Genomic DNA, 16,164 nt, shown 5'->3' with positions numbered 1-16,164 from the left:
TGCAACACGCAATAGCACTGCTAGTACCCGTCACTTGGGTTTGGCGGTTACACGCCCGATAGTCTATCCAGCAGCCAACGCCCCGCGGTGCCCAGTTGTCTGCTGCGGTGCCACACAAGATCCACAGCACAGGTGTATGGCACTGACTGGTAAAGTGAGCCCAGTTGTACCAGTTGCGCAGACGCCGGATGACTTCCCAGCATGTGTGCAGGAATCTGCGCCCAGCCGAAGCCACCTATTACCAGATCAATCAGGCAGTTGTAGTCGTTAACGTAGATGCGCCTGTGGCTGATTTCACTGTCCTGCTGCCTGGCGCCTTCTTCCGCGGTGGTGATCCTGACGTGGCAGTGCTGCATAAGTTCCTCCTCCGACACCGGATGCAACTGGGCCAGCGGATGGGAGGCGCCACAAACGGTCAGGAATTCCGATGAGCCGATGCCACGCAGATGGAACTCTTCAGGGTAGTCCTCGGTGCTGCGCATGATGGCGAGATCAGCCTGGTTGTTCAGTACCAGTTGGCCGGGGCCGGTGTGCGCACGCACCAGTAACACCAGGTGAGTCGACGGAAACTGCGCAACGAATTCAGTAATGACCGGGTGCAGCTTCCGGATCGGGTACATGGCGTCATCGACGGCCAGTGTGAGGTTGCTCTCCACCCCCGCGCTGAGGCCGTGGGCTTTCACTTCTACAACCTCGACACTTTGTAGAACGGCTTTGGCCTCCCGGATGATGGCATGCCCCTCTTCAGTCAGGCGCGGGCTTCTGGAACTGCGGTCGAACAAGGTCAGGCCCAGGTCAATCTCGAGATTCTGTACCAGGGCGCTCACGGATGACTGTGCCTTGCCGAGTTTGCGTGCGGCAGCCGAAAAAGACCCTAACTCGGCGGCTGTGACGAAGGCCTTGAGTTGCTCGAATTGGACGCTCATATAGTTAAATCCGATAGGTTATAACTGTTTTTTACAGGAACAGACATTAGAATCCAAGTGTCACGGTAACCAGGCTGGCCTGACCCATGCATTCAACTGATGACCCCCGGGTCATAGAGGCGGTGGTACACGATGTACAGCGGCTACCCGCTTTGGTAGCCATGTTGCCTGTCGCCATGATGGGCGCTGCCGTGCTCACCTTGCTGCCACTTTGGGTCGGTACCCTTAGCGAGGGACTGGGCTTTACCCAGCAGCAGGTGGGTTTTCTTGCGTCCGCGGATATGGTGGGCATCTTCATAACCAGTACCAGCGCGGTTCTGTGGGTCCGCCATTGGCCCTGGCGTTGGGTGGTGCTGTTGGGGCTGACCTTGTTCCTGATTGGTAACGTGGGCAGCATGTACAGCAGGGACTTTGCCCACCTCTACGGTTTGAGAGTGGTTGCCGGCCTCGGTTGTGGTGCTGCCTATGCGGTGGCCCTGGCGGCGCTGGGCGATACCCGCAATCCGGATTGGTCCTTTGGCCTGATGGTCACGGCCCAGGTCGCATTCGGTTTTATCGGTTTCGAAGTGCTGCCGGGTTTGATCGAGGCACAGGGCCTCAATGCCTTTTTTCTTTACCTCAATGCCTGGTTGATCCTGGCGCTATTACTGAGCGCCGTCTTGTTCCCGCGGGCAGGCGCGCCGGTCAGGGACGGTGTCGCGCTCCGGTTCCGCGACATCGGCGGCCTGGCCGGGGCCGCATTCTTCGGTACGGTCATACTTTATATCGCTATTTCCGCGGTGTGGGGTTACATGGAGCGTATGGGTGTGGGGGCGGAGCTGGCGTCCAGCCGGGTCAGTGAAATCATCGGCTGGGGCTATTTGATCAGCATACTGGGCTCGATTGCGGCGCCCGCGGTGAGCCAGAAAGTTGGCCGTACCGCCGCAATGCTGCTGGCCCTGGTGGTAATGCTCTGCACTTTCGCCGGCCTGGGTATGATGGAACAGGGTAATGCACTCTGGACCTATATCGCGTCTACCGTTGTGTTCCAGTTTTTCTGGAGTTTCGTATTGCCACCGTTGATGGCTACCTTCAACGCGGTCGACGAGTCCGGCAGGTTCATCGTGCTGTGCTCACCGGCGTTCAAGATCGGAGAAATTATCGGTCCACCCATGGCCGCATTCTGGATCGTGGACAGCCAGTACCAGCCGGTTCTCTGGCTGGGTGGCGTGTGCGCGGTGATTGGCATCGGTCTGTTGGTGCTGGTCGACCAGCGCGCCCGGGTGGCGACGTGAGTCGGGGCTGACAGCGGTGATTCTGTGCAAGCTGCCAGTATGGCGACTATTCCTGTCCGGCTTTGTCTGCGGCCTGCTTTCCGTGGCTTCCGCGGCCCAGGTCCGGAATGACGACGGGACACCCGGTCCGGACTACTGGCAGCAATGGGTGGATTACGATATTGAGGTCGAACTCAATCCGGCAAACCATGTGTTGTCCGGTACGGGGCGCATGCGCTACCACAATGAGTCGCCGGTAGCCTTGCCTGTAATTTGGCTGCAGCTCGACCAGAATCGCTTTCGACCGGGCTCTCTGTCGCTGCAAAAGGGAAAGACAGTCGAACAGGCAACACTCGACTATTTGCGTGAGGCAGATCCGGGTATACGCAATTTGCGGGTTCGCGACCAGGACGGCCGTACCTTGCAAGTTGAATTGCAAGACACCTACGCCCGGGTTGAGCTCGCGGAGGCGCTTGCTTCGGGCGCGTCGATCGAATTGCAGCTGGAGTGGCAACTCAACCTGCTCGATCGCAGCCTGGTAAAGGCCCGCTCCGGATACGAACAACTGCCGGGCGGTGAAGCGATCCACCTGGCAGCCCAGTGGTTTCCGCGGGCAGCGGTATTCCACGATGACGGCTGGCACCTCGACCCCTTCCTGGGACAGGGAGAGTTTTCACTGGAGTTCGGCAATTACCGCGTGGCCATCACGGTTCCCGCAGATCATGTGGTGGCGGCTACCGGCGAACTGCTGAATGCAGACTCAGTCCTCGCGAAGGAAGAACACCGTAGATTGCTGTCGGCGCGCGCCGGCCACCCGGAGGTGGTCAGTACCCCGGGGCGGGAGGGGCAGGGTCGGCGACGTTGGGAGTTCCGGGCTGAGGGCGTGCGCGATTTCACATTTGCCACTTCAGCCAGCTTTTACTGGCAAGCCTCCGCCGTAACCCTTGGCGAACACCGGGTGTTGACCCAGGTGTTCTACCCCAGGGCAGGACAGCACCTCTGGGGGCGCTACGGTCTCGACGCCATCGCACATACCCTGCGCGAATTCAGTGCTCGCCTGTTTCCCTATCCCTGGCCGGTGGCAAGTATGGTCAACATCGCGGGCCTGGGTATGGAGTACCCGATGCTGGGCACCAATGCAGAGCGCGGCATGGGTGAGAACGCCCGCTGGGATATGATTGGCGGCGTCATCCACGAGGTTGGCCACAACTGGTTTCCCATGAGTGTCAACTCCAATGAGCGCCGCTATGCCTGGCTCGACGAAGGCCTGGTCAGTTTTGTCGAGTACCACGTGGAAAAGTCCTGGGACGAAGACTTCCTGATCATCTACGGTGAACCGGAGAATCTCGAGCGCTACCGTGGTAAGGCCTACCAGCAGCCACTGATGACGCCGGCGGACGAGCTGACCCACCGCATTGATAACGCCTATGACTACGCCGCTGCCGCACTCAATATCCTGCGCCGGGATGTGCTCGGCCCACAACTGTTTGATCGGGCATTTGCCCACTACGCCAACAGCTGGAAATTCAAACGCGCAACAGCGGAGGATTTTTTCCGCGCCATGGAAGCGGGCAGCGGACGTGATCTCAGTGCTTTCTGGGAAGAATGGTTCTACAGCGTACAGCGCGATTGCGAAAGCCGGGTGCACGAGGGGTGCCGATAATGTCCGACGATCTGTGTTACGCCTCGGCAACGGAACTTCTGGCCGCATTCCGCCGTGGCGAGCTGTCGCCACTGGAAGTGCTGGAGGCGCAGATAGCGCGCCGTGACGCGGTCAATAGCGAGATCAACGCATTGGCGTTCACCTTCGACGAGGAGGCGCTTGCGGCTGCCCGCAAGGCAGAACAGGCCTATACGCAGGGTACTGCCCGGGCGTTGGAGGGCCTTACCTGCGCTATCAAGGATGAAACGTACATCGCCGGCCAGGTGACGACCAATGGCTCGTTGCTGCTGCGCGACGCCGTGGCGACAACCACAGACCCGGTGCCAGAGCGCCTGCTCGCGGCTGGCGCGATTGTGCACCAGCGCACCTGCACGCCGGAATTCTCAGTGGCATCGTATACCTGGTCGCGCCTGTGGGGTGTGACCCGCAACCCCTGGAACAGGGAATACACTCCCGGCGGTTCCACCGGCGGTGGCGCGGCGTCACTGGCAGCGGGCATGACCACGCTGTCCAATGGCACCGATATCGGCGGTTCCATACGCATTCCAGCCAGCCAGTGTGGCCTGGTGGGTTTCAAGGCGAGCTACGGGAGGGTGCCGGAGATATTCCCCTATAACATTGATCCCTACTGCCACCACGGGGTACTGGCGCGCAATGTGCCCGATCTTGCACTGGCCTATGACTGCGTCGCCGGCCCGCATCTGTGCGACATCGCCTCGCAACTGCCGCGCGAATCGGCAGTGGAGCCGGTGCAGGATTTATGCGGCGTGACACTTGGCTACTCACTGGATCTTGGCTTCTATGAACTGGATGCCTGCGTGCGTAGCAATACCCTGGACACATTGGCCAGGCTGGCAGACGCCGGTGCAACGCTGATAGAGGTCGATATCCAACTTGGCGACTGGGTTATCGAGATGGCACGCACGCACCAGGGATTCCTGATGGGCACGATGCTGCGGCAGAATTATGGTGCTCCCGAGCAGGCCGAGCAACTGTGTGACTACACGCGATGGCACCTGGAACACACTGGCGATGTCACACCGGAACAGGTACGTTGGGCGAACGAGCGGGCCAATCATATCTGGGCACAGCTGGGTCCGGTGCTGGCGAAAGTCGATGGCTTTATCTGCCCCACTGTTGCCAGCCCCGAGATCGCCGCTGATTTCGACTACAGTCGCGATCAGTGTGTGATCAGTGGTAAGCCAGTGGATGCCAACAAGGGATGGTTCCTTACTTATCCCTTCAACGCGGTCGGGCGCTGCCCGGTCCTCTCCATGCCCACGGGGTTCAGCGCGCGGGGCGTGCCCACCGGCATGCAGCTGGTGGGATCGCCTTATCGCGATCGGCAACTGATGGCCCTGGCTGCCGCCTGTGAGCGCGCGCTGCCGCGCTGGTTTGGAGTAGACCGCAGACCGGCCCTGGGTTGATATCGGTGTTTGCCCTGAAACGGAAACCACAAGGAGTAAGCGATAGTGTATGAGCCGGGCTGGACGTCCCTGTTGCCACCGCTGCTGGCAATCGGACTGGCACTGACCACGCGCCAGGTCTTCCTGGCCCTGTTCGGTGGTATCTGGCTGGGCTCGGTTTTGCTGGCGGGTGGGGATATCCTCGCCGGCCTCGCCGCCGCCATCGAATCGCTGGTAGCGGTGCTGGGCAATGCCGGCGATGCCCGGGTCATCATGTTCACCCTGGTGATAGGTGGCTTGATTGCCACGGTGGAGGCCAGCGGCGGGGTCAGCGGATTTATCGCCTGGCTGGAGCGACGCCGCTGGGTCAATGATGGCCGGCGTGCGCAGTGGCTGCCGTTCTTCACCGGTATCCTGATTTTCATAGAATCCAATATCACCATCCTGGTGGCCGGGTCTGTCGCTCGCCCGCTGGTAGACCGCTACCGGGTGGCCCGGGAGAAGCTCGCTTATATTGTGGATTCCACCTCCGCCCCGATTTGTATTTTAATCCCGCTTAACGCCTGGGGTGCCTTCAATCTCAGCTTGTTGGACAACGTCGGCGTGGAACAGCCTTTGCAGGTGTTCCTGTCCTCGATCCCACTCAACCTGTACGCCATCCTGGCGGTTATCCTGACCGCCCTGGTAATCGCATTCGGCTGGGATATCGGCCCGATGAAGGCGGCCCAGCGCCGCACCGGGAGTGGCCGCTTGCACTGGAAAGAACCGTCGGAGGAAACAGAGACTATGGACTCGCCCCGGCTTGGTGCGCAGCCGGGCCGGGCGGTGAACATGGTTCTGCCCATGCTGGTCATGGTGTTGTTCATGCCGCTGGGCTTGTGGATCACCGGCGAGGGCGAGCTGGCCCGGGGGTCGGGATCGACAAGTGTGCTGTGGGCGGTACTGGCCGCGCTTGCCACCAGCTGGGCGCTGCTGTTGTCGCAGCGTGCCATGGGCATAGATCGGTTGATGCAGCTGTTCCTGAAAGGGGCGGCGGCGCTGCTGCCGATGGCGCTGATCCTGCTGTTTGCACTCGCCCTGGGTGGCGTCGCCCGGGAACTGGGCACGGGCCAATATGTGGCGGATCTGGTGCCTCGTGATATCACACCCTCGCTGATGCTACCGGCAGTGTTTTTCTGTTCCGCATTTATCGCCTTTTCGGTTGGTTCCAGTTGGGGTACGTTTGCCATTATGATCCCCATCGCCATTCCCGCCGCCGCCGCTTTGGGTCTGCCGCCAGCGCCTTTTCTTGCCGCGGTACTGTCGGGCGGTGTGTTTGGTGATCACGCCTCGCCGATCAGTGACACCACGGTAATTTCGTCGATGGCGACGGGGACCGATCACATTGAACATGTCCGCACGCAACTGCCTTACGCCTTGCTGGCCGGCGCGGCGGCGGCGCTGGGTTTTGCCGTTATGGGAGCTACGCTTTGAACAAGATGATACTGCTGCTTTGCCTGGCGCTTTTTGTTGGTACGGTCAGTGCAGACCCGTCGCCACAGATCGCAGAACGGGCGCTGGCGATCGAGCAACAGGTCATTGACTGGCGCCATGACTTTCACCGGCATCCCGAGTTGGGTAACCGAGAGTTTCGCACTGCTGGCATTGTCGCGGAGCACCTCAAGACTCTCGGCTACGAAGTGCGCACGGGTGTGGCCCACACCGGTGTTGTGGGCGTGCTGCGGGGCGGAAAATCCGGCCCCGTGATTGCGCTGCGCGCCGATATGGATGCCTTGCCGGTGACCGAGAAGACCGGCCTGCCCTATGCCTCCACCGCAACGGCGCAGTGGGCGGGTGAGACCGTGGGGGTGATGCATGCCTGCGGTCACGACGCCCATGTCGCCATGCTGATGGGCGCTGCGACGCTGTTTGCTGAGTTGCGCGATGAACTACCGGGTACAGTGGTGTTGATTTTCCAGCCGGCGGAAGAGGGCGTGCCCCCGGGAGAGACTGGCGGCGCCTACCAGATGGTGCAGGAGGGCGTGCTGGAAAACCCCGCGCCGGAGGCGATCATCGGTTTGCACGTGGCGCCTGACCCGTCGGGGCACATTACCTATACGCCAGGCGCGGCCCTGGCCAGCTCTGACCCACTGACCATAACGGTCAGGGGCGAGGGCGTGCACGGCGCCAGCCCCTGGCTGGGTGTTGATCCCATCGTCGCCGCGGCGCAGATCGTCATGGGCCTGCAAACCGTGGTCAGTCGACAGACTGACCTGGTGACCTCGCCGGCGGTCATTACCATCGGTTCCATTCACGGTGGCAACCGGGGCAACGTGATCCCCGACGAAGTGGTTATGCGCGGCACCATTCGCACCCTGGACCCGGAGGTACGCACGCAAATTCACCAGCACATCCGTCGCACCGTCAGTGCGATAGCGTCCTCGGCCGGTGCCGAGGCGGAAGTGCATATCGACACGGAGGAGGGCTACCCTGTCACGGTTAACGACGACGCGCTCACTGCGGAGATGGTGGCGGTACTCAAACAGCGCTTTGGTGAAGACCGCGTCTATACCTATCCGCCCGTGACTGGTGCCGAAGATTTCAGTTTCTTCGCCGAGCGTATCCCCGGTTTCTACTTCTACCTGGGTATCGCGCCGCCGGGTCTGGACAAGGTCCCAGCCAATCACTCACCGCGCTTTGTTATTGATGATGCCGCGATGCGTACCGGTGTCGCGGCCCTGGTGGAGCTGGCCTATGCCTACCTGGAAAAACGCAGTCGCTGATCATGACGGGGTCTGCTGAGCGTCACCTGCGGCAATTGCAGCAACGAGTCAAGCTCAAGCAGTTTGACGCGGCCCTGTTATCTGCACGCAAGTACGCTGCAGCAGAGCCAGGCAATCCGGCAGCTCACTACTGGGAGGGCTACTGCCTTATGCGGCTGCGCAAACCGCAACAGGCTGAAACCCCATTGCGGAAGGCTCTGGCGATCGATGCACAGCATGCGGAAAGTCTCTCGCTGCTGGGCCGCTGTCTTATCGGCCAGGGCCGCCATCGTGACGCGCTGGAAACGGCCAGGCAAGCGGAGACTCTTGCGTCGGACAATGCCGAGGTATGGGACGCCATCGGTGTCGTCTACGGGCAATTACATGAGTACCAGGAGGCGGTGCGGATGTTTCGCCGGGTTCGCGAGCTGCGACCGGACAGTGCGCGCAACCTTTTCAACCTCGCAGGTATGTTGAATTTCTGCCACGAAATCGCTGAGTCCGAGGCCGTTTACCGCGAGGCCCTGCGTCTGGAGCCGACCCGGTTTCTCAGTTATTGGTCGCTGTCACAGATGAAAAAGCAGACAGCCGCAGACAACAATATCGCCTTGTTGCGAGCGCAACTGCAGCGTTATGCGTCTCACCCCGACGGCGGCTTGCACCTGAATCTGGCCCTGGCCAAGGAGCTGGAAGACCTCGGTGAGTATGCGCAGAGCTTCGAGTACCTGCAGGCCGGTATGGCCAACAAGCGCCGCCGGCTCAAGTACGACCTGGAGCAGGATCGCCGGCTGTTCACTACCTTACAGGACACCTTCAGTCCGGCCTTCTGCCAGCGGGAAACCGCGGCATCGGATAACGGTGAACCCATTTTCATCCTCGGTATGCCGCGCACCGGTACGACTTTACTCGAGCAGATTGTCGGGGCCCACACCGAGGTGTTCGCGGCGGGAGAACTGCAGAACTTTTTTGCCGCGTGGGTAGCCCAGGCACGGTCGCAGCTTGAGCGGGTGACCCCGCTGGCGACCATGGCATGCGGTGCGCAGCTGGATTTTGCGCGGCTCGGTGACGACTACGTCGCCAGTACACGACCGCGCACAGGCCACTCGATGCGTTTTATCGACAAGATGCCCAACAATTTTCTCTATCTCGGCGCGATCGCACTGGCACTGCCGCAGGCGAAAATACTGCACATGACGCGCCACCCCATGGACACCTGCTATTCCAATTACAAGCAATTGTTTGGGCGCAATGCCTGCCCCTACTCCTATACCCAGGAGGAAATGGCTGGCTATTACCTGCTGTATCGTGACCTGATGGCGCACTGGGAAAGCTGTTTCCCCGGGCGTATCTGTCGGGTGTCCTATGAACAGCTGGTGTCGGATACCGAGAACGAGGCGCGCCGGGTAATGGATTTTCTCGAGCTGGACTGGCAGGAGGATTGCCTGCAGTACCATCGCCTCAAACAGGCGGTGGGCACAGCCAGCACTGCGCAGGTGCGCCAGCCGGTGTATACCAGCTCGGTGCAGAAGTGGCGTTGTTACGAACAGCAGTTGCAGCCGATGCGGGATGTGCTGGTCGCCGCAGGCGTGGAAATCTGAGAGGCAAAAAAAGGGCCGCAGTTGCGGCCGCAAGAAAACTTGCTGTACTCCGCTTTCTAGAAATCGTAGGACAGTCGAATTCCCAGCGTACGGGGCCTGCCGGTGTAGATGCGATTGCGGAACTCGGCCGATGAGACCGAAGTCTCGTAGTCTTCATCAGTCAAATTGTCACCATACAGCGAAGCGGTCCAGTTGCTGCCATAGAGGGACAGTGCTGCGTCCAACAGGGTATAGCTGGAGAGCTCAGACAGGAAGTCGTTACCGGTAGCGACATCGTCGCGATAGGCCACGGCGGCATACCAGCCCCACTGCAGCCCGTTGTTCAACTGGTAATCGCCATTCAGCGCCAGGCTGGCCTGCCACTCGGGCTTGCCGTAGATGGCTTCGCCGTCTTCGAAGTAAGCGTTGTCGCCATCGGCCTCAATTTTGTTGTACGAGGCGGAGGCATCGAGACGCAGGGTTTCACCCAACATGGCCGACAGTTCCACTTCAGCGCCGATGCTCTCTGCATCGCCGGCATTGACGCGCTGGTCAATCGGCAGGGAAATGGAGTTACCCTGATCGTCGTCGACACTGCCGACGATGATCTGCATGTCTTCCCACTCAATGTAGTAGACCGCGCCGTTGAGGGTCATGCGGCCATCCATCAGGGTCGATTTCACACCGATTTCGTAGTTATTCAGGCTGTCGGGCTGGTAGAAACGCGCTTCCTCAAACAGCTTTTCAACTGCTTCGGAGTCGCTGGCCTGGCCGCCTGAAGCGGCGTTCGCGCCGCCGCGGCGGAAACCTTCCGAATAGGTGAAGTAGGTCAGCACGTCGTCGGAGAAGGTATAGGAGAGGTTGAGCTTGTAGAACTGGTCGTCAAAGTCGCCCTTCGAACTGTCGGAGAAACAGATGGAATCCGGGTCTGTCAGGCAGGGGTCACTGCGGTCGTCGAAGTCATCCAGGCCCTCATAAATCGGGTACCAGATAAACATATCGATTTCGTCTTCCATGTCGAAATGGCGTATGCCGAGGGTGACATCGAGGTTGTCGGTGGCGTGCCATGTGCCCTCGGCGTAGAAGGCCAGCTGCGAATAGTCACCCTCTGATTCCAGGTTGAAATCGTTTGGCGGCACACTGGTGCCTTCACCCCAGAAGAATTCGTTCAGGCCGGGGGTGTACTCCAGCAGGTTCCATTCGCGGTCCTGCTGGGTATAGAACGTACCCACGACCCAGTCGAAGGTCTCGCCGGTCGACTGCAGGCGCAGCTCTACGGTGTCTGTCTCGGTGGTGATTTCGTTCTCATTCCAGGCGTTGAAATCATCGAATTCAGGGTAGAAGCCGACATAGAGGCCTTCAAGGAAACGCGTGACGTCACCCTCGGTGTCGTAGTCGTCTTCATAGTGGGAGGCGTGGAAAGTGAGGTCGGCGAAATCCAGTGAACCACGCAGGTCGAAGCTCACCAGCTTGATATCGCGTTGCGAGGATTCGTCGTTGAAACCGGTGTGTGTGTCCTCATCGACAAAATCGGATTCAATAGGGTCGCCAAATACATCCGTTGACGGCCCCGAAAAGGCCTGGCGGCCATAACTTTCCTGATCCTGGGCAATGTAGGCGAGTTCCGCATCCCAGCTGTCATTGATCAGCCAGCGGGCGGCAACGCGGCCCATCCAGGTTTCTTCGGTGTTGTAGTTATCTTCGCTGATCTCCGGCAGGGCGCCCGAGGCAAGCTTGTCCGGGAAGGTGACGTAGTCGATAAAGCCTTTCTGGTCCAGGTAGTTGCCGACGGCTCTCAAGGCAAAATTGTCGCCTATAGGGATGTTCAGCATGAATTCAGTGTCGCTGCTGACACTGTCGGCGCCGTCGATGTCGTAGAGATTGGTGGCCACTTTTGCCCCAAAAGCGTCGGGATCCGGGCGATTGAGTATGTAGCGTACGGTGCCGCCCATGGCGCCGCCGCCATAGAGCGTGCCCTGCGGACCGCGCAGTACTTCCATGCGCTCAACATCCTTGATCCGCAGGTTGAGATTCTCCATCGGGGTCTCACCGACGTAGTAGGAGGTGGCCTCGGTGGTGAAGAAGTCGCTGGAACTCGCGCCCGGGGCGCCGATACCACGGATGCTCAGGGAATTGCGGAAACGGGCGCCGCCATCGATCACACTGACGCCGGCAATGCGCTTGGCCAGGTCTTCAGGTCGGGTGATGCCGGCCTCGATCAGGTCTTCCTGGGACAATGCCGACACGTTAAAAGGGATGTCCTGCACGCTTTCGGCGCGGCGGCTGGCGGTGACGATCACCTCCTCAAGCGCGCCCTCCTGGGCATTGACCAAAACCGGCGTAGGCAGCAGGACGGCAGTAGTAACGGCGAGACAAATCTTCCTTTTCTGGAACATAGCGGTGAGACCCCAAGCAGAACAGTGGTTGTAGCTTTGGCAAACTACTGCCCCATCTATGTTAGGTAAAGTTAAAAACTATCGCGTATGGCGATAGGTTGTTCAGGTCACGGCGGGCTCATTGAGAACCAGGGTGCCGGCAGTGGCGTCCATCGTGGCCGAGATGCCCACGGGCAGGGTGCTGTTGTGGTTCACGTGGCCGAACATGGCGCCGTAGTAGCAAGGTACACCCAGCGGCTCACAGTGCTGGCGCAGGATATCCATCAGTGAGAAATTGCCCAACCCGGGTTGCGGAGCCACACCGGTGAACTGTCCGAAAACGATACCTGCCAGCCGCTGAAGCTGGCCCGCCAGCGCCAGTTGCGTGAGCATTCTGTCGACGCGGTAGATGGCCTCGCCCACGTCCTCAAGAAACAGGATGCGGCCGTCAAAGGCGGGCAGGTAGGGTGTTCCCAGCAGCGCTGCGACGAGGGTGAGGTTGCCCCCGATCAATTTTCCACTGGCCAGGCCGCCGTTGATGGTGCGGGTGCGATTGTCCTTGGCGACCAGGTCAACGCCCCTGTCCTGCGGGTTGTTGTAGGCGAGTGGCTCGGCCTCAAACAGCAGTTGATGCATTGAGCGGTAGCTAAACTCGTTCCACTCCGACCAGGCATTCGGGCCGTGGAAGGTGACCAGGCCGGTGCGGGCGTGGATACCGTTGAGCAGACTGGTGATGTCCGAGTATCCCAGCAGGATTTTGGGGTTGCGGGCGATACTGCGGTAATCGAGCAGGGGCAGCAAGCGGCTCGCGCCCCAGCCTCCGGTTAGGGGAAAGATGGCTTTGATATCGGGGTCGGCAAATGCACGGTTCAGGTCCGCAGCCCTGTCGGCATCCGTCCCGGCGAGGTAGCCGAATCGATCCAGCACGTGCTTGCCAACATCGACTTGTAATCCCATCGCCTCCAGTGTTTCCACCGCAAGCTGCACGCGCAAGCGATCATAGTTGACCGTGGCCGGGGCCACCAGGGCGACCGCATCGCCCGCACGCAGGCGTGCTGGTTTGAGGTGATCCTGTGCGGCAAAAGTGGTAGCGGGTAGAGAGGCGAGGGCAGCTGTAGCACCTGCCCACTGGATCAGTTGCCTGCGATTCATTTGCATTTTGTCCACCGATTTTGTGAAAGCCCGTGACTCACGATACAGTAAACCAGATGAACGCCATGACTTCACGTTTGCCCCTGCTGTTGCTTGCTGTCGCCCTCGCGACTAATGGCGTAGAGCAGTCCCCACTCATAGATGTGGGCATCACCTTGCCCGGACTGGATGTGCGTATTCGCTACGCCAGTCATGACAACTTCACCGGCACCCGCGTAGACGGTTACGATGCGCCGCGTTGCCTGCTGACTGAGCCTGCCGCAGCGGCGCTGGCCCGCGTCGCGCAGGATGCCAGTGAGCTGGGCCTGCGCCTTGTGGTGTTTGACTGTTACCGTCCGCAGCGCGCAGTGGATCATTTTATGCGCTGGACAACTCTGCCAGACGACGCGGCGAGCCGGGCGGAATATTATCCCAACGTGGCAAAATCCGCGCTGGTGCCGGAGGGCTATATCGCTGAGAAATCCGGCCACTCTCGAGGCAGCACTATTGACCTGACGCTCGCCCGCGCCGACGGCGAACTTGTGGATATGGGTACACCCTGGGATTATTTTGATCCACTTTCCTGGACTGAGAGCCCGGCGGTATCGGCAGCGGCGAGGCTTAATCGTCTCCTGCTGCGAGATCTAATGGAGCGGCACGGCTTTCAAAATTATGCCCAGGAGTGGTGGCATTACACGCTGCGCAATGAGCCGATGCCGGACACTTACCTGGATATGCCCGTCAGGTAGTGACTTAAGGGCAAAGCCTGTCGGCATAGACTCACCAGTTTTGATGTTGGCTCGAAGCGTTCTGCCGCGGGCGTTGGGCTGTGTCTTGAGCGCAGAAAAGTGTTTATTCGCGGATCAGGCTGCCTGTATTCTCACCCACTGGCAGCTGTTGGAGAATGATCATGCAGAAACTGTGTTTACTGGTTGGGGGAAGTCGTGGCCTGGGCGCGGCCCTGCTGAAAAAATACCTGAATGAAAATTTCCAGGTGATCGAGTTCTCGCGCAGCGGCGAGGGTGAAGGCCATGTTGCGGTGGATCTCGGCTCGCGCGAAGCCGCCATCGGCGCCATTGACGAGGTGTTTGCAGAACAGAAAACCCGGTCGTGGGATGAAGTGCACCTGATTCTCAATGCTGCCGTGGTTGATCCGCTGGGGCCCTTGTCCGGCAGTGAACCTGAGGCCTGGTGGCGGCATATGGATATCAACTTCACCCTGCCCATTTCCATACTGGGCTGCCTGCAAAGGCATTTCCAGGGGGTGGAATGCCGGAAAGTCGCCGGGTTTGTCTCCTCGGGCCTGGCGGTGTCTGCGATGGATGGTTCCAGCCTGTACTGCGCAACCAAGGCGGGTGTTGAACACTTCATCAGGTCGATGGCGCTGGAACAGGCGCGGTTGCCGTTTCCCATTGAGTGCGCCAACCTGAATCCGGGCATCATGGATACCGGGATGCAGGCGGATATTCGGGAATCCAGTGCGGCAGAGTTGAGTCAGGTAAACATGTTCAGGGATTTCAAGGCGCACAATGCGTTGGTCGATCCGGGCATTGTTGCCAACAACGTTTTTGCCGTGCTGACGCAACCGTTTGAAAATGGCGGTCGGATTGATGTCTCAGGCTAGGCTTTGGCAGGTCGCCCGGCCCTCCGGTGCTGAATGCCTGTCGCGGTCACGTTATCAGCCAACAGGACCCACGGCATTACGCTGGGAATGAAGCCTGGAACGCAACGGAGTAACGTGCTGCTGCGCCGCTATCTGTCGGTGCTGGTCTGTCTGTTGTCCTGCAAAGTGCTGGCGCTGGAAGTGGATACTGACGATCTCCAGGTGATCACGGCGGAGAATATTCGCGAGTCAATGATTGCCTTCGTCAACGTTACCACCGGGCCCGGACTGGGCGGTGCCACCCTTCGGGTTGACCAGCGCAACCGCGAATCGGATCTGCTGCGTGGTGGCCTGGAGGTCGCGGGAGACTACACGCTCAAGGACACGGTCGCCGATTTTTACTGGGGTGGCGCGCTTGCCTATGGCGCACTGGATGACGAACTGGAGGCACTCGGTGTAGGTGGGCGCCGGCTCAGGCTGAACGTCGAGCGCAGTATCATCTCGCTGCGGGGAAGCGCCGGTTTCAATCTGCCGGTCAGCCAACACCTCACTGTGCGACCGTACCTTTCTGTTGCAGGCTCTCGACTGGAGACGAATACCCGTATCCAGGGGCCGGATGAGATCAACTTGCCCGAGATCTATCGCGACAGTAGCGTTGACGCATTGACGACTACCGCGAGCCTGGTGGCAGAATACGATCGCTGGCAGGGAACCCGCCGCGTGGAAATCAAGGGCCACTATAACCTCGCCTATACAGACACCTTCAATGCCTCGGACGCAGGGCTGGAAACCTGGGGTTGGAACAACACCCTGTTGCTCCGCTTCCGTTACAGTGACGCCTTGCCGCAGTCTACCCGGGGCAAGCCCTGGCGCTGGAATGCCTATGCCATTCATACCGAATTTTTCGATCTGGATGAGCGTGCCCTGGGATTCAACGCCTATCACGAGCTCGGTGTCGGCATCGATTACGAAATCAATATCCGGCCATTGAACTGGTTCGGTATGCGCTTTGTGGGGTTCAAGGTCGGTTACCTGTTCGGCGATGGCGTGGACGGCTTCTCAGTGGGGATTACCTTCTGATGCGCGTGCATGTTGCCAGGTACCTGCTGTTGCTTGCGCTGACCTTGTTGCAGGGCTGTGTGCAGCCCCATCTTGCCCGTTCCGACAGTGACCGCGCATTGCTGCTGAGTTCGCAACGCATTCTTCAACTCGATGGCGAGGCACCTGAAGATCCCTACCGTCTGCACCTGCCCCCAGGGCGCCATGTGGTGCATGTGCAGTACCGGACCTACAGTGCACATTTCAACTGCCGTTTTGAATGGGACGCGGTTAGCGGGCGGGTCTATGAAATCGTGGATCACAGCAGCCCCGAGCCCCTGGTGCTGTATCGATGGAGCCGCGCCAACGGGTTGTGGGCAGAGCGCAGCGAACCGATGTCGCCCGTTTGTGAGTCGTCGTCCGCGAAGTGAGCGTGGTTACTGTGCAGCTT

13 protein-coding genes are annotated in these 16,164 nt (G+C 59.9%); 10 read left to right on the top strand and 3 right to left on the bottom strand.

Features of this window, described 5'->3' with window-relative positions:
- Positions 1-47 precede the first annotated feature (47 nt).
- Positions 48-926, bottom strand: a complete 879-nt coding sequence (locus F0M18_RS02580) for a LysR family transcriptional regulator (protein ID WP_149609804.1) — start codon at positions 924-926, stop codon at positions 48-50.
- An 86-nt stretch (positions 927-1,012) separates the two neighbouring features.
- Here F0M18_RS02580 and F0M18_RS02575 point away from each other — a divergent pair, with 86 nt between their 5' ends.
- From F0M18_RS02575 to F0M18_RS02550, 6 genes are read left to right on the top strand one after another with little or no spacing between them, the layout of a single operon-like run.
- Positions 1,013-2,200, top strand: coding sequence for an MFS transporter (locus F0M18_RS02575; RefSeq protein WP_149609803.1), 1,188 nt, complete (start codon positions 1,013-1,015; stop codon positions 2,198-2,200).
- Between the two features lie 16 nt (positions 2,201-2,216).
- Entirely contained in the window at positions 2,217-3,842 is a 1,626-nt protein-coding gene (locus tag F0M18_RS02570; RefSeq protein ID WP_149609802.1) for a M1 family metallopeptidase, read from the top strand.
- Positions 3,842-5,269, top strand: a complete 1,428-nt coding sequence (locus F0M18_RS02565; protein WP_188109558.1) for an amidase — start codon at positions 3,842-3,844, stop codon at positions 5,267-5,269. The genes F0M18_RS02570 and F0M18_RS02565 overlap by 1 nt, the downstream gene beginning before the upstream one ends.
- A 45-nt stretch (positions 5,270-5,314) precedes the next feature.
- Complete coding sequence (locus F0M18_RS02560) at positions 5,315-6,721, top strand: Na+/H+ antiporter NhaC family protein (protein WP_149609800.1); 1,407 nt, start codon at positions 5,315-5,317, stop codon at positions 6,719-6,721.
- A 5-nt stretch (positions 6,722-6,726) separates the two neighbouring features.
- Positions 6,727-8,010, top strand: coding sequence for an amidohydrolase (locus F0M18_RS02555; protein WP_149610109.1), 1,284 nt, complete (start codon positions 6,727-6,729; stop codon positions 8,008-8,010).
- A 2-nt stretch (positions 8,011-8,012) separates the two neighbouring features.
- Complete coding sequence (locus F0M18_RS02550) at positions 8,013-9,587, top strand: tetratricopeptide repeat-containing sulfotransferase family protein (RefSeq protein ID WP_149609799.1); 1,575 nt, start codon at positions 8,013-8,015, stop codon at positions 9,585-9,587.
- A gap of 56 nt (positions 9,588-9,643) precedes the next feature.
- Here the strand turns inward: F0M18_RS02550 and F0M18_RS02545 are convergent, their stop codons facing one another.
- Positions 9,644-11,962, bottom strand: coding sequence for a TonB-dependent receptor (locus tag F0M18_RS02545; RefSeq protein WP_149609798.1), 2,319 nt, complete (start codon positions 11,960-11,962; stop codon positions 9,644-9,646).
- Positions 11,963-12,064: 102 nt separating this feature from the next.
- A complete protein-coding gene (locus F0M18_RS02540) occupies positions 12,065-13,093 on the bottom strand; it encodes a S66 peptidase family protein (protein WP_223177887.1) in 1,029 nt (342 codons plus the stop codon).
- 65 nt (positions 13,094-13,158) lie between these two features.
- Here F0M18_RS02540 and F0M18_RS02535 point away from each other — a divergent pair, with 65 nt between their 5' ends.
- The 4 genes from F0M18_RS02535 to F0M18_RS02520 all read left to right on the top strand — a co-directional run bounded on the left by F0M18_RS02535 (position 13,159) and on the right by F0M18_RS02520 (position 16,144).
- On the top strand, positions 13,159-13,821 hold the full coding sequence (locus tag F0M18_RS02535) for a M15 family metallopeptidase (protein WP_188109557.1): 663 nt from the start codon (positions 13,159-13,161) through the stop codon (positions 13,819-13,821).
- 161 nt (positions 13,822-13,982) lie between these two features.
- Positions 13,983-14,696, top strand: a complete 714-nt coding sequence (locus F0M18_RS02530; RefSeq protein ID WP_188109556.1) for an SDR family NAD(P)-dependent oxidoreductase — start codon at positions 13,983-13,985, stop codon at positions 14,694-14,696.
- Positions 14,697-14,783: 87 nt separating this feature from the next.
- Positions 14,784-15,755: an autotransporter outer membrane beta-barrel domain-containing protein gene (locus F0M18_RS02525; RefSeq protein ID WP_149609794.1), complete on the top strand. Its 972-nt coding sequence runs from the start codon at positions 14,784-14,786 to the stop codon at positions 15,753-15,755.
- Positions 15,755-16,144, top strand: coding sequence for a hypothetical protein (locus F0M18_RS02520; protein WP_149609793.1), 390 nt, complete (start codon positions 15,755-15,757; stop codon positions 16,142-16,144). The genes F0M18_RS02525 and F0M18_RS02520 overlap by 1 nt, the downstream gene beginning before the upstream one ends.
- Positions 16,145-16,164 lie beyond the last annotated feature (20 nt).

Origin of the sequence: Pseudohalioglobus sediminis, assembly GCF_008370495.1 — a bacterium.
GTDB lineage: Bacteria > Pseudomonadota > Gammaproteobacteria > Pseudomonadales > Halieaceae > Halioglobus.
This window is presented reverse-complemented; position numbering and strand designations above follow the sequence as displayed.